This is a genomic window from Pseudonocardia sp. MH-G8 (assembly GCF_002262885.1).
Lineage (GTDB): Bacteria > Actinomycetota > Actinomycetes > Mycobacteriales > Pseudonocardiaceae > Pseudonocardia.
This window is the reverse complement of the sequence record NZ_NKYF01000005.1, coordinates 84230-105064: the sequence shown is the minus strand read 5'-3', so window position 1 is coordinate 105064 and position 20835 is coordinate 84230. Positions and strand designations below refer to the sequence as shown.

General features: G+C 74.5%; 17 protein-coding genes. 11 read left to right on the top strand and 6 right to left on the bottom strand.

The window, feature by feature from the left end:
- Window positions 1-24 precede the first annotated feature (24 nt).
- Genes CFP66_RS14560 through CFP66_RS14535 form a run of 6 tightly spaced genes read left to right on the top strand, consistent with a single transcriptional unit; the run spans window position 25 to window position 5227 of the window.
- Complete coding sequence (locus CFP66_RS14560) at window positions 25-1212, top strand: CaiB/BaiF CoA-transferase family protein (RefSeq protein WP_094924135.1); 1188 nt, start codon at window positions 25-27, stop codon at window positions 1210-1212.
- Window positions 1209-2027: a citryl-CoA lyase gene (locus CFP66_RS14555; RefSeq protein ID WP_094924133.1), complete on the top strand. Its 819-nt coding sequence runs from the start codon at window positions 1209-1211 to the stop codon at window positions 2025-2027. Before CFP66_RS14560 ends, CFP66_RS14555 begins: the two co-directional genes overlap by 4 nt.
- Window positions 2020-2880, top strand: a complete 861-nt coding sequence (locus tag CFP66_RS14550) for an extradiol ring-cleavage dioxygenase (protein WP_094924131.1) — start codon at window positions 2020-2022, stop codon at window positions 2878-2880. Before CFP66_RS14555 ends, CFP66_RS14550 begins: the two co-directional genes overlap by 8 nt.
- Window positions 2877-3239 carry a hypothetical protein gene (locus CFP66_RS14545; RefSeq protein ID WP_094924129.1) on the top strand — a complete coding sequence of 121 codons (363 nt, stop codon included), beginning with the start codon at window positions 2877-2879 and terminating at the stop codon, window positions 3237-3239. Before CFP66_RS14550 ends, CFP66_RS14545 begins: the two co-directional genes overlap by 4 nt.
- Window positions 3236-4180: a zinc-binding alcohol dehydrogenase family protein gene (locus CFP66_RS14540; protein ID WP_233159430.1), complete on the top strand. Its 945-nt coding sequence runs from the start codon at window positions 3236-3238 to the stop codon at window positions 4178-4180. Before CFP66_RS14545 ends, CFP66_RS14540 begins: the two co-directional genes overlap by 4 nt.
- Before the next feature lie 15 nt (window positions 4181-4195).
- Window positions 4196-5227 carry a 5-methyltetrahydropteroyltriglutamate--homocysteine methyltransferase gene (locus CFP66_RS14535; protein WP_094924127.1) on the top strand — a complete coding sequence of 344 codons (1032 nt, stop codon included), beginning with the start codon at window positions 4196-4198 and terminating at the stop codon, window positions 5225-5227.
- Window positions 5228-5300: 73 nt separating this feature from the next.
- Here CFP66_RS14535 and CFP66_RS14530 read toward each other — a convergent pair whose 3' ends face one another.
- The 4 genes from CFP66_RS14530 to CFP66_RS14515 all read right to left on the bottom strand — a co-directional run bounded on the left by CFP66_RS14530 (window position 5301) and on the right by CFP66_RS14515 (window position 9807).
- Window positions 5301-6107, bottom strand: coding sequence for a YceI family protein (locus CFP66_RS14530; RefSeq protein WP_094924125.1), 807 nt, complete (start codon window positions 6105-6107; stop codon window positions 5301-5303).
- Window positions 6104-8833: an MFS transporter gene (locus CFP66_RS14525; RefSeq protein ID WP_198961450.1), complete on the bottom strand. Its 2730-nt coding sequence runs from the start codon at window positions 8831-8833 to the stop codon at window positions 6104-6106. Before CFP66_RS14525 ends, CFP66_RS14530 begins: the two co-directional genes overlap by 4 nt.
- Window positions 8834-8888: 55 nt before the next feature.
- Window positions 8889-9371 carry a MarR family winged helix-turn-helix transcriptional regulator gene (locus tag CFP66_RS14520; protein ID WP_143517263.1) on the bottom strand — a complete coding sequence of 161 codons (483 nt, stop codon included), beginning with the start codon at window positions 9369-9371 and terminating at the stop codon, window positions 8889-8891.
- Between the two features lie 139 nt (window positions 9372-9510).
- Window positions 9511-9807 (bottom strand): DUF3040 domain-containing protein, encoded by a 297-nt coding sequence (locus tag CFP66_RS14515; RefSeq protein WP_094924121.1) that lies wholly within the window; start codon window positions 9805-9807, stop codon window positions 9511-9513.
- A 186-nt stretch (window positions 9808-9993) separates the two neighbouring features.
- Between CFP66_RS14515 and CFP66_RS14510 the strand changes: the two genes are divergently transcribed.
- The 5 genes from CFP66_RS14510 to CFP66_RS14490 are packed head-to-tail and all read left to right on the top strand — an operon-like array spanning window position 9994 to window position 18218.
- Window positions 9994-13335: a serine hydrolase gene (locus CFP66_RS14510; RefSeq protein ID WP_094924119.1), complete on the top strand. Its 3342-nt coding sequence runs from the start codon at window positions 9994-9996 to the stop codon at window positions 13333-13335.
- Window positions 13336-13391: 56 nt separating this feature from the next.
- Window positions 13392-14495, top strand: a complete 1104-nt coding sequence (locus CFP66_RS14505; RefSeq protein ID WP_198961476.1) for a M20 family metallopeptidase — start codon at window positions 13392-13394, stop codon at window positions 14493-14495.
- The gene (locus CFP66_RS14500; RefSeq protein WP_233159428.1) at window positions 14488-15387 is read left to right on the top strand and encodes a GNAT family N-acetyltransferase; all 900 of its coding nucleotides are present in this window, start codon (window positions 14488-14490) and stop codon (window positions 15385-15387) included. Before CFP66_RS14505 ends, CFP66_RS14500 begins: the two co-directional genes overlap by 8 nt.
- Window positions 15384-16493: an o-succinylbenzoate synthase gene (gene menC / locus CFP66_RS14495; RefSeq protein WP_094924117.1), complete on the top strand. Its 1110-nt coding sequence runs from the start codon at window positions 15384-15386 to the stop codon at window positions 16491-16493. Before CFP66_RS14500 ends, menC begins: the two co-directional genes overlap by 4 nt.
- A gap of 27 nt (window positions 16494-16520) precedes the next feature.
- A complete protein-coding gene (locus CFP66_RS14490; protein WP_094924114.1) occupies window positions 16521-18218 on the top strand; it encodes a CdaR family transcriptional regulator in 1698 nt (565 codons plus the stop codon).
- A gap of 4 nt (window positions 18219-18222) precedes the next feature.
- Here CFP66_RS14490 and CFP66_RS14485 read toward each other — a convergent pair whose 3' ends face one another.
- A complete protein-coding gene (locus CFP66_RS14485) occupies window positions 18223-19155 on the bottom strand; it encodes a serine hydrolase (protein WP_094924112.1) in 933 nt (310 codons plus the stop codon).
- A 17-nt stretch (window positions 19156-19172) separates the two neighbouring features.
- Window positions 19173-20765: an ABC transporter substrate-binding protein gene (locus tag CFP66_RS14480; protein WP_158228106.1), complete on the bottom strand. Its 1593-nt coding sequence runs from the start codon at window positions 20763-20765 to the stop codon at window positions 19173-19175.
- Window positions 20766-20835: the final 70 nt, after the last annotated feature.

Below are 20835 nucleotides of genomic sequence, written 5' to 3'. Positions count from 1 at the left end.
GTTGTCAGTGCAGGGGTGTTGTCAGTGACCGAGAACGGCGCGGGGCAGCCGCCGACCGGGGGACCGCTGCGCGGGCTCCTCGTCGCGGACTTCTCCCGGATCCTCGCCGGCCCTTACGCCACGATGCTGCTGGCCGACATGGGCGCGGAGGTCGTCAAGGTCGAGGGGCCGCGCGGCGACGACACGCGCACGTGGACCCCGCCCGAGCACGAGGGCGTGTCCACCTACTACCTCGGCATCAACCGGGGCAAGCGCTCGATCGCGCTGGACCTGCGCGACGCCGACGACGCCGGGGTGGCCCGGGAGCTCGCGCGCCGCGCCGACGTCGTGATCGAGAACTTCAAGCCGGGCGGCATGGCGAAGTACGGGCTGGACGTCGACGCCGTGCGCGCGACCAACCCCGGCGTCGTCTACGCCTCGATCAGCGGTTTCGGGTCGGGCGCGGGCCGCGACGTGCCGGGATACGACCTCATGGTGCAGGCGATCTCCGGGCTGATGAGCCTCACCGGCGACCCCGAAGGACCGCCCTACCGCGCGGGCATCTCGGTGTTCGACGTGATGGCCGGCAACCACGCCGCCATCGGCATCCTCGCCGCGCTGCGCCACCGCGACGCCACCGGGCAGGGCCAGCACGTCGAGGTCAACCTGCTGTCCTCGGCCTTGACCGGGCTGGTCAACCACAGCTCGGCCTGGGCCGCGGCGGGCGTGGTGCCCTACCGGATGGGCAACGCCCACCCCAGCGTCTTCCCGTACGAGCCGCTGCCCACGGCCGACAACGATCTGATCATCACGGCCGGCAACGACGGGCAGTTCCGCAAGCTGTGCGAGGTGCTGGGCATCCCCGAGGTCGCCGACGACGCCCGCTTCGCCCGCAACGCCGACCGCACCGAGCGCCGCGAGGAGCTGCGCCCGATCCTGGTGGAGCGGCTCGCGGAGCACGGGGCGCTGGAGTGGTTCGACCTGCTCACCGCGGCCGGGGTACCGAGCGGACCGATCAACACCATCGACGGCGGGTTCGCGATGGCGGAGCGCTTCGAGCTCGACCCGATCGTCACGGTCGGCGAGGGCGAGCGCGCGGTGCCCACCACCCGGCACCCGATCCGCTTCTCCGAGACCCCGGTCGGCTACCGGCTGCCGCCACCCGAGTTGGACGAGCACGGTGTGGAGCTGCGCAAGTGGCTCTCCGCCCCGCGCGAGGAGGCGCAGGCATGACCGAGCGGCGCGAGTACCCCACGGCTCTGGGCGCGTCCAGCCTGGAGAAGATCACCTTGCTCGGGCACGACCTCGCCGAGGACGTGATGGGCTCGGTCGGGTTCGGCGAGCTGGCGTTCTGGCTCGCCACCCAGCGTCGCCCCACCCCGGGCGAGACGCGGGTGTTCGAGGCGGTGCTGGCCGCGCTGGCCGACCACGGCTTCACCCCGACCGCGATCACCACCCGCCTGACCTACCTGTCCGCGCCCGACTCGATCCAGGGCGCGCTCGCCGCCGGGCTGCTCGGCGGCGGCTCGCGGTTCCTCGGGGTCACCGAGGACTGCGGGCGCTTCCTGCACGACCACCTGCCCGCCGAGCTCCCGACCGACGACGCGGGCTGGGACGCGCACGCGCTGCGCGTGGTCGCCCAGCAGCGGGAGGCGAAGAGGTTCGTCCCCGGTCTGGGCCACCACGTGCACAAGAACGGCGATCCGCGCACGCCGCGCCTGATGCAGATCGCCGCCGAGGAGGACCTGGTCGGCCCGCACCTGGCGCTGTTCGCGGCGATCGGGCGGGTCCACCCGCAGGTGCTGGGCAAGACGCTGCCGCTCAACGGGGCCGGCGTCTGCGGCGCGGCGCTGGCGGACCTGGGCCTGCCGCTGGAGCTGCTGCGCGGCTTCGCGCTGCTCGCCCGCACCGCGGGCCTCATCGGCCAGCTCGCGGAGGAGCTGCGCCACCCCGTCGCGAACGACATCTTCCTGTCGGTGGACCTGCACAACCGGTCCGTCGCGCCCGATCCGTACGAACCCGACGAGCCCGGAGGTCCACGTGGCTGAACTGGTCGCGGTGATCGCGTCCACCCACCATCCCTTCTACTACCGGGCCAGCACGTCCACCGGCGAGGACCGCCCGCCGTTCGCCGACGAGTGGGTGCGCAAGATCGAGGCGTTCCGCGAGACCCTGACGAAGGCGCGCCCCGACGTGCTCGTGATGGTCGGCTCGGACCACTTCCACCAGCTGTGGCTGGACAACATGCCGCAGTTCCTGGTCGGGAAGGCGCCGGTCTACGACGCCAACTGGTACAACGAGGAGCGCGAGTTCGGCCTTCCCCGGATGGTCCTCAAGGGCCAGGAGGACCTCTCGGCGTACGTCCTGCGCGAAGGCCTCGACGCGGGTTTCGACCTGGCGTTCTCCAACGAGCTGCGGATCGACCACTCGATCACGTGCCCGATCATCACGCTGCGCCCCGAGGCCGACCTGCCGATCGTGCCGATCTACACCAACATCTTCGCCCCGCCGCTGCCGCAGCCCAAGCGGTTCGTGCAGCTCGGGCGCACCATCCGCGAGCTGATCGAGTCCTGGCCCTCGGAGCAGCGCGTCGCGGTGATCGGCACCGGGCACCTGTCGCTGGAGCTGGGCGGGCCGCGCCAGTTCGGCCCGCACGGCCCCGACCCCCAGTTCGACCAGCGGGCCGTGGAGTGGATCTCGTCGGGCGACATCGAGGGCTGCCTGGCCGAGGTCACCCTCGACAGCCTGCACGCCCCCGGCAACGCCACCCACGGCTTCATGGACTTCATGCTGATGATGGGAGTCGCCGGCGAGGGGCAGAAGGCCGACTACGTCGACACCTACGACCTGTTCCACACGATGGAGGCCTACTTCACCTGGTATCCGGGAGGTCGGTCGTGAGCAAGTACCTGCTGAACAAGTTCCTGTTCACCGTCGACCGCGACGCCGACCTGGTGGAGCGCTACCGCGAGCAGCCGCGCGAGACGGTCACCCGGTGGGAAGCCGAGTACGCCAACCGGCTGCTCAACTGCGTCGACGACGAGCGCTCCACCTGGCTCGCCTTCGACGACGCGGAACGCGAGGCGCTGGCCACCCACGACTACCCCACGCTGTTCGCGATGGGCGCCCACCCGTTCCTGACGCTCACGCTGTTCATCGCGATGTTCGAGCGCGACCACGCCGAACCGCTGGGCTTCCAGCTGGAGTACGCGCAGCGGCTGTCGCACCACCGCCTGCCCTACCCGGACATCGCGACGTGAGAGCCGTCCAGGTCCGCGAGCCGGGCCGGCCGCCGGTGGTCGCCGAGCAGGCGCCGCCCGCGGGGCACGTGCTGGTCGAGGTGCTCGCCGCCCCGATCACCCCGCTCGACCTGCTGTGTGCCACCGGCACCTCGTACTTCGGCGCGCCGCAGACGCCCTACGTGCCCGGGGTGCAGGGCGTCGGCACCGTCGGCGGGCGCGTCGTGTGGTTCCCGACGTCGGCGGGCATGGCCCCGGGTGACGGGAGCATGGCCGCGGTCGCGTCGGTCCCGGAGGCCGACCTGGTGGACCTCCCGGCCGAGGCCGACCCGGTTGCCGTCGCCGCCGCGGGCCTGTCCGCCGTCGCCGCGTACCTCGCACTGACCTGGCGCGGCGAGCTCGTCGAGGGCGAGCAGGTCGTCGTGCTGGGAGCGGGCGGCGTGGTGGGCCAGGCCGCGGTGCAGCTCGCCCGGGCGGCCGGGGCACGCCGGGTGGTGGCCGGTGCGCGGTCGACCGCGGCGCAGGAGCGCGCCCGCGACGCCGGGGCGGACGCCGTCGTCGCGCTCGACACCGACGACCACCTCGCGCTCGCCGACCGGTTCGCCCAGGCCTGCGACGGGCCCGCCGACCTGGTCCTGGATCCGCTGTTCGGTGCTCCCGCGGCCGCCGCCGCGCGCGTGCTGCGCCCGGGCGGGCGGCTGGTCAACCTCGGCAGCTCCGCCGGGGAGACCTCGCCCCTGGACTCGTCCACCCTGCGCAGCCGCTCGCTGCGCGTGCTCGGCTACACCAACAACGAGCTCTCCCCCGAGCGCCGTGGCGCCGCGATCCGCACGGTCGCCGACGCCGTCGCCCGGGGTGTGCTGGCGGTCGCGCACGAACGCGTGCCGCTGGAGCAGGCCCCGGCCGCCTGGGAACGCCAGGCCGCCGGTGGCAGCGCCGGGCGCATCGTCCTGACCCCGTAGATCCGAGGAGTACCCGTGTCGCTTCCCCTGCTGCCGACGTCCCTGGTCGGGAGCTACGCCCAGCCGGACTGGCTGATCGACCGCGCGAAGCTCGCCGGCCGGTTCCCGCCGCGCGTGCGCGCCCAGGAGCTGTGGCGCATCCCGCCCGAGCACCTCGGAGAGGCCCAGGACGACGCCACCATCGTCGCGATCCGGGCCCAGGAGGAGGCCGGGCTCGACATCGTCACCGACGGCGAGATCCGCCGGGAGAGCTACAGCAACCACTTCGCCACCGCGCTCGACGGCGTGGACGTCGACAACCCCGGCACGGCCCTTGACCGCAGCGGCCACCCCAACCCGGTCCCCCGCATCGTCGGGCCGATCGGGCGGCCGCACCCGGTCGAGGTGCAGGACCTGCGCTTCCTGCGGGCCCACACCGACCGGACGATCAAGATGACGGTCCCGGGCCCGTTCACGATGGCGCAGCAGGCGCAGAACGACCACTATCCCGACGCCGAAGCGGCCGCTATGGCCTACGCGGAGGCCGTCAACGCCGAGATCAGCGATCTGTTCGCGGCCGGCGCGGACGTCGTCCAGATCGACGAGCCGTACCTGCAGGCCCGCCCCGACGCCGCCCGCGCCTACGGTCTCAAGGCGCTCAACGCCGCGCTCGACGGCGTCACCGGCACCACCGCGGTGCACCTGTGCTTCGGCTACGCCGCGATCATCCACGAGCGTCCGGAGGGCTACTCGTTCCTGCCCGAGCTCGCCGGCTGCTCGGCCGACCAGATCTCGATCGAGACCGCGCAGTCCGAACTGGACCTCGGCGTGCTGGCCGACCTCAGCGAGAAGACGATCATCCTGGGTGTGCTGGACCTGTCCACGCCGGAGGTCGAGAGCGTGGAGACGGTGGCCGGGCGCATCCGCCGCGCCTTCGACCACCTCCCGCCCGCACAGATCGTCCCGGCCTCCGACTGCGGGATGAAGTACCTGCCCCGCGCTTCGGCCTTCGGCAAGATGCAGGCCCTGGCCGCCGCCGCCCGCCTGCTGCGGAAGGAACTCGCCTGACCAGGCCGTGAGTGGATACGAGTGCCACAGCACTCGTATCCACTCACGGCCTCGTTCAGGTCGGCCTTGTTCTTCAGGAACGGACGGCCTGGATGTCGATCTCCAACCGCAGCGTCCGGCCTACCGCCAGCACTCCGGAGAGCACGGACTGGTTCCAGCTGACGGCGAAGTCGTCGCGCGCGATCTCGGTGGTGGCGGCGAACGCGGCGCGCACTCCGCCGAACAGGTCCGGGCCGGTGCCGCCGTACACGACGTACAGCGGGACGGGCGCGCTCACGTCCTTGAGCGTGAGCACGCCGTCGAGGATCCAGTGCTCGGCGTCGAGGCGCCGCAGCCCCTCGCTCTTGTAACCGATCTCCGGGTAGCGCATGACGTCGAGGAAGTCGGCGCTGCGCAGGTGGGCGTCGCGGTCCGGGTCGTCGGATCCGACGCTGCCCGGATCCATCGTCACCTCCACCGAGCTGCCCTCCAGGGGATCCGCCACCTCGATCCGGCCGCCGAAGCGGCGGACCCGACCGTGGATCCGGCTCAGCCCCAGGTGCAGGGCGGTGGCCCGGATGCTGGAGTGCTGCGGGTCGATGGTCCACGTGCCCGGCGCGGGCAGCACCGCGCCACCCGCGCGAGCCAGCTCCAGCACGCCGAGCGGGGTGAGGCCCCCGTCGGCCACCGTGACCGATGTGGCCATCGGCTCGTGGCCCGGGCTCGCGCCGACCAGGGTGTAGGCACCGGTGGCGAGCCCGTCGAGCAGGAAGTGCCCGTCGTCGCCGCTGGTCGTGCGGGCGCCCTGCCCGCCCGCGGCATCGACCGCCGTGACGGTGCCGCCCCCGATCGGCCACCCGTCCGGCGTGGTCAGCCTGCCGGTGACGGCGCCGCCGGTCATCCCAGGCTCCGGGCGTCGACCGGGGAGGGCTGGGCAACCGGGGAGGGCTGGGCAACCGGGGAGGGCTGGGCAACCGGGGAGGGCTGGGCAACCGGGGAGGGCTGGGCAACCGGGGAGGGCTGGGCGGTCCCGGTCGGCGCGGTGAGCGCCACCGCGGCGTTCGCCACCGACCCGGCGGCCACCTGCACCACCTGCGCCACCGGCGCGTAGCCGCGCGCGGTGAGGGTGTAGGTGCCCGGTGCCAGGTCGGGGAACTCGAACGCCCCGTCCGGCCCGGTGACCGCCGACGCCACGACGGTGCCCTCGACGTCCACGAGCGTGGCCAACGCCTCCCCCACCGGCGCCCCGCTGCTCGCCGCGGAGACGCTGCCGCGCAGCACCGCCCGCGCGGGCAGCGCGAGGTTTCGCTCGGTGCGCGTGCCGGCGCCCAACCGGACGCTCGCCGCCGCGGGCGGGCGACCGGGGGCGGCGGCGACCAGCGTGTACTGCCCGTGCGGCACGCCCGCGAGCCGGTAGCGCCCGCCGGCGTCGGTGGTGGTGGCGCCGGCCACGGCACCCTGCACGTCGATCAGGGTGACGGCCGCGCCGACCACGGGAGCGGGCTCTCCGGCAGAGTCGACGCAGGTGACGACGCCCTGCACCGCGCTCGTGCCGCTCAGCGCGATGTCGTGGCGGACCGGGCTGTCGGCCACCGGCACCAGCGCCGCGTGCGGCTCGTAGGCACCGGAGGCCGCGACGACCAGGTAGGTGCCGCCGGTGGGCAGCGTGAGCCGGTACGCGCCGTCGCGGCCGGTGGTGGTGCTCGTCTCGTGGTGCCCGCCCTGGTCGGCCACGGTGACGACGGCGCCACCGAGTCCGGCACCGTCACCCCGCAAGACGGTGCCGTGGACTCCGGGCCCGGGTGTCGGGCGTTCGGCCGCGGGCTCGCCGGCCACCGCGTGCTTGCCGTTGCCCACGGGCGCGTGGTCGTCGGCCGGCCGGAAGGCCGGGGCCTGGGCGATGGCCTGCGCGGGGGTCTCCCACCCGGCGCGCGCGTGCCCGTTGGCCGGTGCGGCGACGGCGGGCACCGGCGCCGTGGCGCCGTGGCCGTTCGCCACACCCGGGTTCTCGTCGCCCGCACCGCCCGAGCGGGCCTCGGCGCGCTCGCGCTCCATGCCTGTCTCGGTACGCAGCGGGACCTCCCGGATGAACAGCACCGCGAGGAGCGTGATGATCGCGAGCACTCCGGCCACCATGAAGATCTGTGCCGTCGCGTCGCCGTAGGCACCCCGGACGATCCCCACGAGGGCGGGCGGCAGCTCGTTCAGGCTGCCGATCCCGACCTCGCCGACCCCACCCTCGGGTGCGGGCACCCCGGCCGACATCAGCCCCTGCGTGGTGAGGGTCGCGACCTGCGCGGCGAGGATGGCGCCGAGCACGGACACCCCGACCGTGCCGCCCATCGAGCGGAAGAACGTGACGGTGGACGTCGACGAGCCCAGATCGGTGGCGGCGACGGAGTTCTGCACGGCCAGCACGAGGTTCTGCATCAACATGCCCATGCCGGAGCCGAGGACGAACAGGGCGGCGCCGACCAGCACGATGTTCGTGTCGTGGTCGATCGTCGACAGCATGCCGAAGGCGCCGATCATCAAGAACGCGCCGGCGACCAGGTAGCCCTTCCACCGCCCGTAGCGGGTGATGAGCCAGCCCGAGACCGTCGCCGAGATCGTCGACCCGATGATCATCGGGAGCATGAGCAGGCCGGCGATGGTGGGCGAGTAGCCGCGCGCGATCTGGAAGTACTGCCCGAGGAAGACGGCGCCGCCGAACATGGCGACACCCACCGAGATGCTCGCGATCGTGGCGAGCGTGGTGGTCCTGTCTCGGAACAGCCGCAACGGGATGATGGGCTCCTTGGCCCGGGTCTCCACGATGAGGAAGAGCACGATCAGCAGCGCGCCGAGCCCGGCCAGGCCGAGCGACGTGGTGGAGCCCCAGGCGAACTGGTTTCCTGCCAGCGTCACCCAGATCAGCAGGGCGGACACGCCGCCCGCGATCAGCGCCGCGCCGAGGTAGTCGATGCTGACCTTGCGCTTGACGACGGGGAGGTTGAGCGTGCGCTGCACGACGATCAGCGCGAGGACGGCGAGCGGCGCGCCCACCCAGAAGCACCAGCGCCAGCCCAGCCACTCGGTGTCGACGATGATCCCGCCGATCAGCGGGCCGGCCACCGGGGCGACCGACATGACCGTGGAGATCACGCCCGTGTAGCGGCCGCGCTCCCGGGGGCTGATCATCGCCGCGATCACGATCATGATCAGGGCCTGCAGCCCGCCGAGGCCGATGCCCTGCAGCGCGCGCCACGCGATCAAGGTGCTGACCGACTGGGAGAACCCGGCGAAGATCGAGCCGACCGTGAAGATCGTGATCGCCAGCTGCACGAGCAGCTTCTTGCTGAACAGGTCCGCGAACTTGCCCCAGATCGGCGTGGTGGCCGTGGAGGCGAGCAGGGTCGCGGTGACCACCCAGGTGTACTGGCTCTGCGAGCCGTGCAGGTCGGTGATGATCGTCGGCAGGGCGTTCGACACGATCGTCGAGGACAGGAACGCCGTGAACATCGCCAGCAACATCCCGGAGAGGGCCTCCAGGGTCTGCCGGTGCGTCATCCGGCCGCCCTCCTCGGCGGCCGGTTCCCGGGCGGCGCTCGCCGGCGGGGCGAGCGTCCCCTCTGTGGACGTGGTCAAGTCCTTCTCCTCGGGCAGGTCGTGCGATGGGTGGGGCGGGGCGGCATTGCCCGGGTCAGGAGGCCGGCCGGGCTACGGCCCGCAGGGCGGGCTCGCTCCGCTCGCACAGCGCGTGATGCAGGTCGTGCACCAACAGTTCGAGCCGGGCGACGAGCTGCGCGACCTCGGCGTCGTCCCAGCCCTCGAGGGCGTCGGCCACCCAGCGGGCGCGCATGTCCCGGTAGCCGCCGAGCGTGGCGATGCCCGCGTCGGAGGCGGCGAACAGCTGCGCACGCCCGTCGGCGGGGTCGGGCCTGCGCAGCACGAGCCCCAGCTGCTCCAGCGCGGCCACCTGGCGGCTCGCCACCGACGGGTCGACCTCGAGGTGCGCCGCCACCCGGCCGAGGCGCTGCTCACCCTCGCGGGCGAGCATGCTCAGCACCGCCACCGTCCACGCCGGCAGGTCGTCCTCGAGGGGGATCTGCCGTGCGGTCCGGCTCGCCCGCGCGATGGCGCGCAGGACGTCCATCAGTTCGTCCGCCGTTGCAGTGGTGATCACGCCGTTCTCCCAGTTGGTTGCTACCAGCAACGGTACGCCGTTAGTTGTGCTCTACAACTTCCGGGGTGTGTGCGGTCGCTCACCAGCGCGGCGTACGAGCGGCAGCGCCGGGACGTGGCCCGGCGGGCTGCAGGACGGCCTACCAGAGCGACGGGCTGTCACCGGGCGGGCCGGCCTCCTTGCGGTGGCGCCGCGCCAGCCCGATCCACCCGGCGGTCACGCCCGCGGCGGAGAGCAGGAAGAGGGCGGGGCTCAGCACCACCAGCGCGAGCAACACCCCCAGGCAGCCCAGCACGAGCACGAGGACCGGCCAGGAGCGCCACCGGCGCGTCCCCTCGGGAGGCCAGTGGGAGAAGCGGCGCGCGAACTCGGGATCCTCGTCCCGCAGCTGCCGTTCGATCGCCTCGAGCCGGCGTCGATCGTTCTGGTTGAGCATCGCGTCTCCGTCAGCGGTCCGTCCGTGCACATCCGCCCGTGCACGTAGCAGCGTGAGCAGCGGGTTCCCCTGCGCGACGCCGCCAAACGGGGCACCACCCGGCGAGCGCCCGGGCACAACGGGACACCCCGAACTTCGTCGAGGAGCACGAAGACCCGCTCCGCGGGAGCGAGTTGGCTGCTGTCCATGGGAACGCCGCTCGAGCTCGACGACGTCCACCAGGTGCCGCTACCGAGCGCGCCCAGCATCTCGCCGGACGGCCGGCGGATCGTGTACGTGCTCCGCACCACGGACGTGGCGGCCGACGCCGACCGGTACGCCCTCTGGTCGATCACGACCGGAGGCGACGGCGCGCCGGTGCGGCTCACCCGCGGCGACGCCGACACCGCGCCCGCGATCGCGCCCGACGGGAAGCGGGTGGCGTTCCTGCGCCGCACCGCCGACGGGCCGCAGCTGCACCTCCTGCCGCTGGACGGCGGGGAGCCCGAGGCGCTGACGGCGTTGCCCCACGGTGCGGGCCCGCCGGTCTGGAGCCCGGACGGCAGCCGGATCGCCTTCGTCGCAGGCGTCGATCGGACCGCGCAGGGCGAGGACGCGCCGGTGGTCGTCGACCGGCTCGACCACAAGGTCGACGGCGCCGGCCTGCGCCGCACCCGCCGCCGCCACCTGCACCTCCTCGAGCTCGCCACCGGCGGCGTCGCGCAGCTGACGGACGGCGACTGGGACGCCGGGCCCCCTGCGTGGTCCCCCGACGGGCGCAGGCTCGCGTTCGCCGCCGCCCCCGAGCCGGACGCCGACCTCACCCTGGCCTCGGCCGTGCACGTGCTCGACCTGGACGCCGCCCCCGCCGGCGCCGGGCCGCGGCGCGTCGGCCCCGCCGGCGGCACGGCGGGCCTGGTGACGTGGACCCGCGACGGCGAGCACCTGCTCGTGACGGGCACGCCGGAGGTGGCGATCCGGCACGCGGCCCTGCTGCGGATCCCGGCCGGCCCCGACGCCGGCGCACCACCGGTCGACCTCGCGGCGCCGCTGGACCGCAACGTGATGCCGGGCGGGCCGGGCTACCCCGGTGGCGCTGCGCAGCTCGCCGCGGACGGGCGCACGGTCGTGTTCTGCGTGCGTGACCGGGGCTGCACCCACGTCCACGCGACCGACGTGGACGCCACGACCGCGCCCCGCCCGCTGCTGACCGGTGCCGACGTGGTCGTGTCGGGCCTGTCGGTGGCCCGCGACGCCGACAGGGCTGCGGTGGTCGTGGCCGACGGCGCCACCTACGGCGAGGTCGCCGTCCTCGAGCTCGGCACCGGCGCGCTCACGCGGCTCACCACCCACACCGCGGACGCCCTTCCCGACGTCACGCTGTTCCGGGCGGAACCGCGGGAGTTCACGGTGCACGACGGGACGGTGGTGCACGGCTGGCTGCTGCGGGACCCGGCCGCGCCCTCCCCCGCCCCGCTCCTGCTGGACGTGCACGGCGGGCCGCACAACGCGTGGCACCCGGCCGCCGACGCGGCGCACTCCTACCACCAGGCCCTGGCCGCGCGCGGTTGGACGGTGCTGACCCTGAACCCGCGCGCGAGCGACGGCTACGGCAGCGACTTCTACACCGGCGCCGTCGGCGCGTGGGGCCTCGCCGACGAGCGCGACTTCCTCGACCCGCTGGACCAGCTCGTCGCCGAGGGGGTGGCCGACCCGGCGCGGCTGGCGGTGAGCGGGTACAGCTACGGCGGGTTCATGACGTGCTGGTTGACCGGGCGCACCGACCGGTTCGCGGCCGCGGTGAGCGGTGGCGTCGTCGTCGACCTGCGGGCGCTGGCCGGCACCAGCGACCTCGGCCGCGGGCTGGGCTCGCTGGAGTTCGGGGAGGCACCGGAGCAGGTGCGCGCCCAGTCCCCCCTCGAGCACGTCGACCAGGTCCGGACACCGACCCTCGTGCTGCACGGCCTGGCCGACGAGCGCTGCCCGGTGGGCCAGGCCGAGCAGTGGTTCAGCGCCCTGCGCACCCGCGGCGTCCCGGCCCGGCTGGTGCTCTACCCGGGCGCGTCGCACCTGTTCATCCTGGACGGCCGCCCCTCGCACCGCAGCGACTACGGCCACCGCGTCCTCGACTGGCTGGAGCGCCACGTCGGCGGGCGGCCCGCCCTCGACGCCGCGCACTGGCAGCGCAGGCTGGGCGAGCTGGCGGCGCGGTGCCAGGTCCCGGGCGCCGGCCTCGCCGTCCTGCGCCTCGGTTCCGGGCCCGGTGGCGTCGACGAGCTCGTCGAGGCCACCCACGGGGTGCTGAGCCGCGACACCGGCGTCGAGGTCACCACCGACACCGCGTTCCAGATCGGGTCGATCACGAAGGTCTGGACCGCGACCCTGGTGATGCAGCTGGTGGACGAGGGCCGCCTGGACCTGGACGCCCCGATCACCGACGTCCTGCCCGACTTCCGCGCCGGGGACGCCGAGGTGACCGAGAAGGTCACGATGCGCCACCTGCTCAGCCACACCAGCGGGATCGACGGCGACATCTTCACCGACACCGGACGCGGCGACGACTGCGTGGAGGCCTACGTCCGGCAGCTGGACGGCGCCGCCCAGAACCACCCGCTGGGCGCCACGTTCTCCTACTGCAACTCCGGGTTCATCCTCGCCGGCCGGGTCGTGGAGGTCCTGACCGGGCTGACCTGGGACGCGGCGCTGCGCGAGCGCCTCACGACGCCCTTGGGCCTCGCGCGCACCTCGACGTTGCCCGAGGAGGCCGTCCTCGGGCGGGTCGCCGTGGGCCACGTCGGCGAACCCGACGAGGAGCCCCGGCCGACGCCGGTCTGGCTGCTGCCCCGCTCGGCGGGCCCGGCCGGGCTGGTCAACGCGACGCCGCGGGACGTGGCGGGGTTCGCCGCGATGCACCTGCGCGGCGGCACCGCTCCCGACGGCACGCCGGTGCTGGGCGCGGCGTCGGTGGCCGCGATGCAGGAGTGCGAGGTCGAGCTGCCCGACCGGCACACCCTCGGCGACTCCTGGGGGTTGGGCTGGATCCGGTTCACGTGGGACGGCAGGCAGGTGATCGGCCACGACGGCAACACGATCGGCCAGTCGGCCTTCCTGCGGGTCGTGCCCGACGCCGGGATCGCCGTGGTGCTGCTGACGAACGGCGGGCACGCGCGGGACCTGTTCCAGCAGCTGTACCGGGAGGTCCTCGCCGAGACCACGGGCCTGGCGATGCCGGCGCCGCTCGCCCCGCCCGCGGATCCGCCGCCCGTGGACACCGCCCGCTACACCGGGACCTACGAGCGCACGTCGGTCACCACCGAGGTGTTCGAGCGCGACGGCGCGCTCGTCATGCGCACGACGAGCACGGGACCGGTGGCCGCGGCGCTGGGCGAGCCCACGCACGAGTACGACCTCGTCGCGGTGGCCGAGGACCTGTTCGCGATGCGGGCACCGGGCACCGAGACGTGGACGCCGGTGACGTTCTACCGGCTGCCCGACGGCGCCGAGTACCTGCACTACGGCGTGCGCGCCAACCCGAAGCGGCGGTCGTGATGGCCGCCCCCGCGGGCGCCCTCACCACGGCCCGATTCGAGGCCGCCCTGCCGGCGATGCTCGCCGACCTCGAACAGCTGGTCACCTGCGAGTCGCCCTCGGCGGACCGGGCCGCCGTCGCGGCGAGCGCCGAGGTGGTGGCCCGCCAGGGCGCCGCCGCGCTCGGCGTCGCGGGCGAGCGGTTGGTCGTCGACGGTTCCACGCACCTGCGCTGGCGCTTCGGTGCGGGCCGCCGGCGCGCGCTCGTGCTCGGCCACCACGACACCGTCTGGCCGCTCGGCTCCCTCGCCACGCACCCGTGGTCGCTGCGCGACGGCATCGCCACCGGACCCGGGTGCTTCGACATGAAGGCCGGTGTCGTGCAGGCCTTCCACGCGCTGGCCGCCCTGCGCGCCGACGGGCACGACCTGGACGGCGTCACGGTGCTCGTCACCGGCGACGAGGAGATCGGGTCCCCGTCCTCGGAAGCGCTGATCCGGCAGGAGGCGCGGGGCTGCGACGCCGCGTTCGTGCTGGAGGCGAGCGCCGACGGCGGCGCCCTCAAGACCGGGCGCAAGGGCGCGTCGATCTACGAGATCGAGGTGCACGGCCGCGCCGCGCACGCGGGCCTCGAGCCCGAGAAGGGGGTCAACGCCGGGATCGAGCTCGCGCACCAGGTGCTCGCGATCGCCGCGCTCGCGGACCCGGCGCAGGCCACCACCGTCACCCCGAGCGTGCTGCGCGCGGGCACCACCACCAACACCGTGCCGGCGAGCGCCGGTCTCGCCGTGGACGTCCGGGTCCTCTCGGTCGCCGAGCAGGACCGGGTCGACCGGGCCGTCCGGGCGCTGCGCACCACCGTCGCCGGGGCGCGGACCACCGTGTCCGGCGGTCCCAACCGGCCCCCATTGTCCCCGGACTCGTCGGCGGCGCTGTTCTCGCTCGCCCGCGAGGTCGCCGGCCGGCTCGGGCTGCCCCCGCTCGAGGGCGTGACGGTCGGCGGCGCGTCCGACGGCAACTTCACCGCGGGCGAGGGCGTTCCCACCCTCGACGGGCTCGGCGCCGTCGGCGGGGGCGCGCACGCCGACGACGAGCACGTGCGGGTGGCCGAGATGCCCGGGCGCACGGCCCTGCTCGCGGGCCTGCTCGCCACCGTGCTGGAGGGCGGCGGGCGTGGCTGACACGACGGTCACCGCGCGGGACCCGCAGCCGGCGCAGGCGATCGCCGACGCCGAACGCGCGGCGCGGCACAGCGGTGTGCGCATCAGCGAGCTCACCGACGTCGCGGCGATGGACTCGGCGTACGCGCTGGTCGACCGGATCTGGCGCCCGGACCCCTCGAACCCACCGATCACCGCGGAGCTGCTGCGGGTGTTCGCGAAGGCCGGCAACTACGTAGCCGGGGCGTACGACGGTCCGGTGCTGGTCGGGGTGACGGTCGGCTTCTTCGCCGCGCCCGCGGGTGCGGGCCTGCACAGCCACGTCACCGGGGTCGCCGGCTCGGCGCGCCGGCGCAGCGTCGGCTACGCCCTCAAACTGCACCAGCGCGCCTGGGCCCTCACGCGCGGCATCACCACCATCACGTGGACGTTCGACCCGCTCGTGCGCCGCAACGCGTACTTCAACCTGGCGAAGCTGGGCGCGGTGGCGTCGGAGTACCTGCCCGACTTCTACGGTCCGATGCAGGACTCGATCAACGGCGGCGACGAGACCGACCGGCTGCTCACGAGGTGGGAACTGGCGTCGCCAGAGGCCGTGTCGGCGTGCGGCGGGCGCCCGCGGACCGTCGACCCGACCGCGCTGCGCGCCGCCGGTGCGACGGAGTCGCTGGCGGTGGACCCGTCGGGCGAACCGCGGACGGCACCCGGACGCGCAGGCCCGGTGTCCCTGGCGGCGGTGCCGCCCGACATCGAGGCACTGCGCGCCGAGCACCCCGAGCTCGCCCGGCGCTGGCGGCGCGCGCTGCGCGAGGTGCTCGGCGACGCGCTCGGCAGCGGCGCCCGCGTGACGGGCTTCGACCGCGAGGGCTGGTACGTGATCGACCGTTCCGGATCAGGGGGGTCCACTCGATGAAACTCACCGCTGTCGAGCTCCGGCGGGTGGCGATGCCGCTGGTGGCGCCGTTCCGCACGTCGTTCGGCACGCAGACGGTCCGCGAGCTGCTGCTGGTGCGGGTGACGACGCCGGAGTCGCAGGGCTGGGGCGAGTGCGCCGCGCTCGCGGACCCGCTCTACTCGGCCGAGTACGTCGACGGGGCGGCGGACGTGATGCGGCGCTTCCTCGTCCCGGCCCTGGCGGCGGTACCCGACCTCGACGCGCACGCGGTCGGGCGCGTCCTCGGGCGGTTCAAGGGCCACTGGATGGCGAAGGCGGCCCTGGAGACCGCCGTGCTCGACGCCGAGCTGCGCGCCGCCGGGCAGTCGTTCGGGCGCTTCCTGGGGGCCGCCCGCGACCGCGTGCCGTGCGGAGTCTCGGTCGGGATCATGGACTCGATCCCGCAGCTGCTCGACGCCGTGGGCGGGTACCTCGACGCGGGCTACGTCCGGATCAAGCTGAAGATCGAGCCCGGGTGGGACGTCGAGCCGGTGCGCGCCGTGCGCGAGCGCTTCGGTGACGCGATCGCGCTACAGGTCGACGCGAACTGCGCGTACGAGGTGGCCGACGCGCGCCACCTGGCCCGCCTCGACCCCTTCGACCTCCTCCTGATCGAGCAGCCGCTCGACGAGGACGACGTGCTGGGCCACGCGGAGCTCGCCCGGCACCTGCGTACCCCGATCTGCCTGGACGAGTCGATCACGTCGGCGCGCACGGCCGCTGCCGCGATCCGGCTGGGCGCGTGCGCGGTGGTGAACGTCAAGCCCGCGCGCGTCGGCGGGTACCTGGAGGCGCGGCGCATCCACGACGTCTGCGTGGCCAACGGCGTGCCGGTGTGGTGCGGCGGCATGCTCGAGACCGGGCTCGGCCGGGCGGCCAACGTCGCGCTGGCCGCGCTGCCCGGGTTCACGCTGCCCGGGGACACCTCGGCGTCCGACCGCTACTACGCCACCGACGTCACCGTGCCCTTCACGCTGCAGGAGGGCCACCTGCCGGTGCCGACGGGGCCCGGGCTCGGGGTCGAGCCGCTGCCCGAGATCCTCGACGCCGTGACCACCGCCCGGGAGTCCGTTCCGCTCCGCTGATCGTTCCCGCGCCACTACGGTGGCGTCGTGGATCGTGACCGGAACGGACGTGGGGCGCCGTCGCCGGCCCGGGCCAGCCTCGGTCGGGTGCTCGATCGGCTGGGCACCACGCTGCTGGACGTGGCGGCCGGCGACCCGCACGGCCCGGCCGCCGCGCACGGCATCGGCGGCGTGGTCATCCACGACCCCACCGACGAGCCGGTGCTGCCGCCCGGGGCCCTGGTCCTCGCGGTCGGGGTCACCGGCGGCGAGGAGATCGCCGCGCTGCTGCGCCACGTCGCCGACCAGGGCGGCGCGGGGCTGGTCGTGCGCGCGCCGGTGCCGGTCGACCCCCGTCTGGGCGCCCTCGCCGCCGACACCGGCACCGTGCTGCTCGGGCTCACCCGGGGCGCGACCTGGAACCAGCTGGCGGCGCTGCTGCGCGCGTTGCTCGGCGAGGGCGACGTCGCCCTGGCCGCCGGCGCGGAACCGGAATCGCTCGGCGGGGTGCCGGCCGGTGACCTCTTCGCCCTGGCCAACGCGATCGGCGCGCTGCTCGACGCCCCGGTCACCATCGAGGACCGCAGCTCCCACCTGCTGGCCTTCTCCGGTCGCCAGGACGAGGCCGACGAGAGCCGGATCGAGACGATCCTGGGGCGCCAGGTGCCGGACCGCTACATGCGCAGGCTGGAGGAGTGCGGCGCGTTCCGCCGCCTCTACACCCGCGAAGGCCCGGTGTTCGTCAGCCCGGACGACCTCGGCATGCCCGAGGTCTCCCTCGGGCGGGCCGCGGTCGCCGTCCGCGCGGGCGACGAGATCCTCGGCTCGATCTGGGCCGCCGTGCCCGCGGCGCTCTCCCCCGCGCGGGCGCAGAGCCTCGTCGACGCCGCCAAGCTGGTGGCCCTGCACCTGCTGCGCATGCGCGCCGGCGCCGACGTCGAACGGAGGCTGGTGGCCGACCTGGTGGCCACCGCGCTCGAGGGCGGCCCGGGCGCCGGGGACGCGCTGTCCCGGCTGGGGCTGGCCGACCGGCCGCTCGTCGTGCTCGCCCTCGGCCTGCCCGAGCCCGGCGGCGAGCCCGAGACGCTGGCGCTGGCCCGCCGCGAGACCGAGCGCCAGCGCGCGGCCGACGCGCTGGCCGTCCACCTGTCCGCGCTGCACCCCGACGCGGTCGTCGCCGCCATCCGCGGGGTCGCCTACGGCATCGTGCCGGTGCCGCCGGACGCGGTCGACGCCGGCGAGGAGCGCGTGGTCGCCATCGCGTCGGGCTTCCTGCAGCGCACCGGCGACCGCGCGCCCGGGTTCGTCGGCGTGGGCCGCGTGGCCACCGACGTCGCGACGCTCACGCGTGCCCGCGAGGACGCCGACCGGGCGCTGCGCGTGCTGCAGGGCGGCACGACCTCACGGCGGGTGGCGCGCGCCGCCGACGTGCAGGTGGAGTCGCTCCTGCTGCGGCTGGCCGACCTCAACGCCGCCGAGGGCCACGAGCAGTCCGGGCCCGTCGGGCGCCTGCTGCGCTACGACGGCGCCCACCGCAGCCGCCTGGTGCGCACCCTGGAGGCGTGGCTCGACGCCTTCGGCGACGTGAACGCGGCCTCGGCCGCCGTGCACGTGCACCCCAACACCTTCCGCTACCGGCTGCGGCGCATCGCCGAGATCGGTGACCTCGACCTCGACGACGCCGACACCCGCTTCGCCGCCATGTTGCAGCTGCGCCTGCTGCGCCACGCGGGTGGTGCCGGGTGAGCGATCAGGCCGGCGTGCGCAGCGCGTCGACGACGATCCGGGCCACCTGACCGATCGCGCGGTCGACCGCAGGGTCGCGCTGCGCGTGGGTGCGGCCGCGCAGGAACACGGCCACGGCGTACTGCTCCCCCGCGCCGAAGTCGATCACGCCGACCTCGTTGCGGACGCCGACCAGCGTGCCGGTCTTCCCGCTGATCACCGGGCCGTCGGCGTAGGCGGTGGAGAGCCGGTGCGGCGCGTGCTGCAGCCCCATCACGCGGCGCGTCTCCGCGCAGGCCTGCGCGGGCCCGGCCTCGTCGCGCCAGATCAGCTCCAGCAGCGCCGTCATCTCCCGGGCGGTGGTCCGGTTGCCGCACTCGGCGCGCAGGGACGGGCTCGCGGCGAGCACGCGGGCCCGCTCGTCGGTGTCGAGCGCGTGGAGGGTGTCGAGGACGTCGGGAGCACCACCCAGCTCGTCGACCAGCAGGGCCAGCAGGTCGCGGCAGTCGTGCTCGACCACCGTGGCGGTGAGGCCGAGAGCGGCCACCCTGCGGGCGACGGACGCGGTGCCCACCAGGCGCTGCACGACGTCGGTGGCCGTGTTGTCGCTGATCTGCATCATCAGCACGGCCAGGTCGCGGGCGGACATCTCGACGTCGTCGCGCAACACCGACAGGCCGGTCGGGCCCATCGTCCGCTCGTCGGCAGGCACCCGGATGCGGGTGGTGGGCGAGAGCGTGCCCGCGGCCACCTGGCAGGCGAACTCCAGGAGGACGAGGATCTTGAACACCGACGCGCTCGGCACCGGCCGGTCGGCCGCGAGCGCGAACCGCTGCGGGCCGCCGATCCGGCGGACGTGGACCGCACCGTCGGCGTCGGCGGCCTCGAGGACGGCCCGGACCCGCTCGGCCGGATCGGGTGGCCCGGACGGCTCGGGGGTGGGGGCTGCGCTGGGCATGCCGTCTCCTCTCCTGCTCAGCCGGCCGGCATCGTGATGCTGGTGGGGATCACGGCGCCGCCGCGGCTGCCGAACCGCGCGCCGCTACCGAACACCGGTCTCGGGGCCTGCGCGATCGGCACCACGTCGAACGCGCTGAACAGGGCGGCCTCGGCGCGGTTCCACAACTCGCAGCCCGCCTCCCCTGCGGTGACCTGGGCCTGCGCCGACAGATCGGTGTAGAGCGGGTTGTCGATCGCCGTGTAGTTCGAGCCCTCGGGCGGCAGCGCCCCGGTGGCGAACGGCGAGATGGTCACCGGCAGGTAGGCGTTGAGCGGGAGGTTGGCGACGTCCCACGCGTCGCCGCCGAACGTCGCCTCGATGATCCCGGTGTCGGTCATGGCCTGGCTCTCGACCACGACGGCGAGGTTCTCCTGCCACCGGCGCGCCAGCAGCTCCATGCCCGCGGACAGGTCGTCGAACCCGCTCTTGTAGAGCAGCCGCAGCGTCAGCGGCGTGCCGTCGCGCGACCGGGTGCCGTCGGCGCCGACCGTCCAGCCCGCCTCGTCGAGCGCTCGCCGCGCCGCCTCGACGTCCTGGGCGGGGAGCGTGCCCGCCACGGTGTCGCCCGTGCAGCCGCGCGGCTCCAGGACCGCCATGGCCGTGGGCGCCGAACCGAGCCCGCTGGTCATCACCATCCGCAGCTCGTGCAGGTCGAGCGCGAGCGTCAGCGCGCGGCGCACCGCGGGATCGCTGCCGGGGTGGCCCTGCTTGTGGTTGAACCAGAGCTGCCCGGTGATCCGGTCGGTCGACGACTCGAACATCCCCCGCACCCGCAGGCGCTCCTGGTCGACGCCGGTGATCGCCGCCGCGTTGACGTCGCCGGCGAGCAGCAGGTTCGCGGCGGTGGCCTCGTTGTCCACGATGCGCACCACCACGCGGTCGGGGAAACCGGCGGCGTCGGTGGACGCGCCGCCCGGGCCCCAGGTGTAGCCCTCCCGGCGCACGAGCGTGTAGTGGTCGCCCGCGACGGCCTCGGTCAGGGTGAACGGGCCCGTCCCGGCGGACCCCCTGGCCAGCAGCTCCCGGTCGGCCAGGCCCGCCGGGCAGACGATCGGCAGGGTCGCCACCGCCTCCAGCAGGAAGCCGTAGGGCCGCGCCATGGTCACCGTCACCGTGCCGGCGGCGTCGTCGGCCGTGGTGGTGAAGTCCCGGTGCGGCAACGTCGTCCCGATCAGCGGCGAGGCGTTGGCCGGGTCCTTGAGATAGTCGAAGTTCGCCTGCACCACCGACGCCGTCATCGGCGTGCCGTCGTCGCAGACCACGTCCGGGCGCAGGGTGAACGTGGCGGAGGTGGCGTCGGCCTCCCAGGACCCGGCGATGCCCGACACCATCTCGTTGTCGGCGTCGTAGGCGACCAGGGTGTCGTAGGTGAGCGTGTTGAAGTCGTTGGTCACCGACAGCACCGTCTGGTGCGGGTCGAGGTTGCCCGGGTCGGCGCTGATCACGTAGGTGAAGGTGGCCCCGTCCACCGGCGGGCCTGCCGACCGGTCGGCGCCGCCGCAGGCCGTGGCCAGCAGGGCGAGCGCACAGAGGCACGCGGCGAGGGACGGGATCGGGGCGCGTCTCATCGTCTCCTCCAGGCCGGCCGCGGCGGGTTCCGCCCAGCCTGGGGATCGCGCCGGGCGCGCGCATCGTCGA

Excerpts from the sequence above, each read along its gene's own strand:
- CFP66_RS14530 (WP_094924125.1), bottom strand. The coding sequence starts at position 6,107 with ATGACCGGCGGCGCCGTCACCGGCAGGCTGACCACGCCGGACGGGTGG.
- CFP66_RS14555 (WP_094924133.1), top strand. The coding sequence starts at position 1,209 with ATGACCGAGCGGCGCGAGTACCCCACGGCTCTGGGCGCGTCCAGCCTG.
- CFP66_RS14485 (WP_094924112.1), bottom strand. The coding sequence starts at position 19,155 with ATGCCCAGCGCAGCCCCCACCCCCGAGCCGTCCGGGCCACCCGATCCG.
- CFP66_RS14480 (WP_158228106.1), bottom strand. The coding sequence starts at position 20,765 with ATGAGACGCGCCCCGATCCCGTCCCTCGCCGCGTGCCTCTGTGCGCTC.
- CFP66_RS14505 (WP_198961476.1), top strand. The coding sequence starts at position 13,392 with ATGCTCGCCGACCTCGAACAGCTGGTCACCTGCGAGTCGCCCTCGGCG.
- CFP66_RS14510 (WP_094924119.1), top strand. The coding sequence starts at position 9,994 with ATGGGAACGCCGCTCGAGCTCGACGACGTCCACCAGGTGCCGCTACCG.
- CFP66_RS14515 (WP_094924121.1), bottom strand. The coding sequence starts at position 9,807 with ATGCTCAACCAGAACGATCGACGCCGGCTCGAGGCGATCGAACGGCAG.
- menC (WP_094924117.1), top strand. The coding sequence starts at position 15,384 with ATGAAACTCACCGCTGTCGAGCTCCGGCGGGTGGCGATGCCGCTGGTG.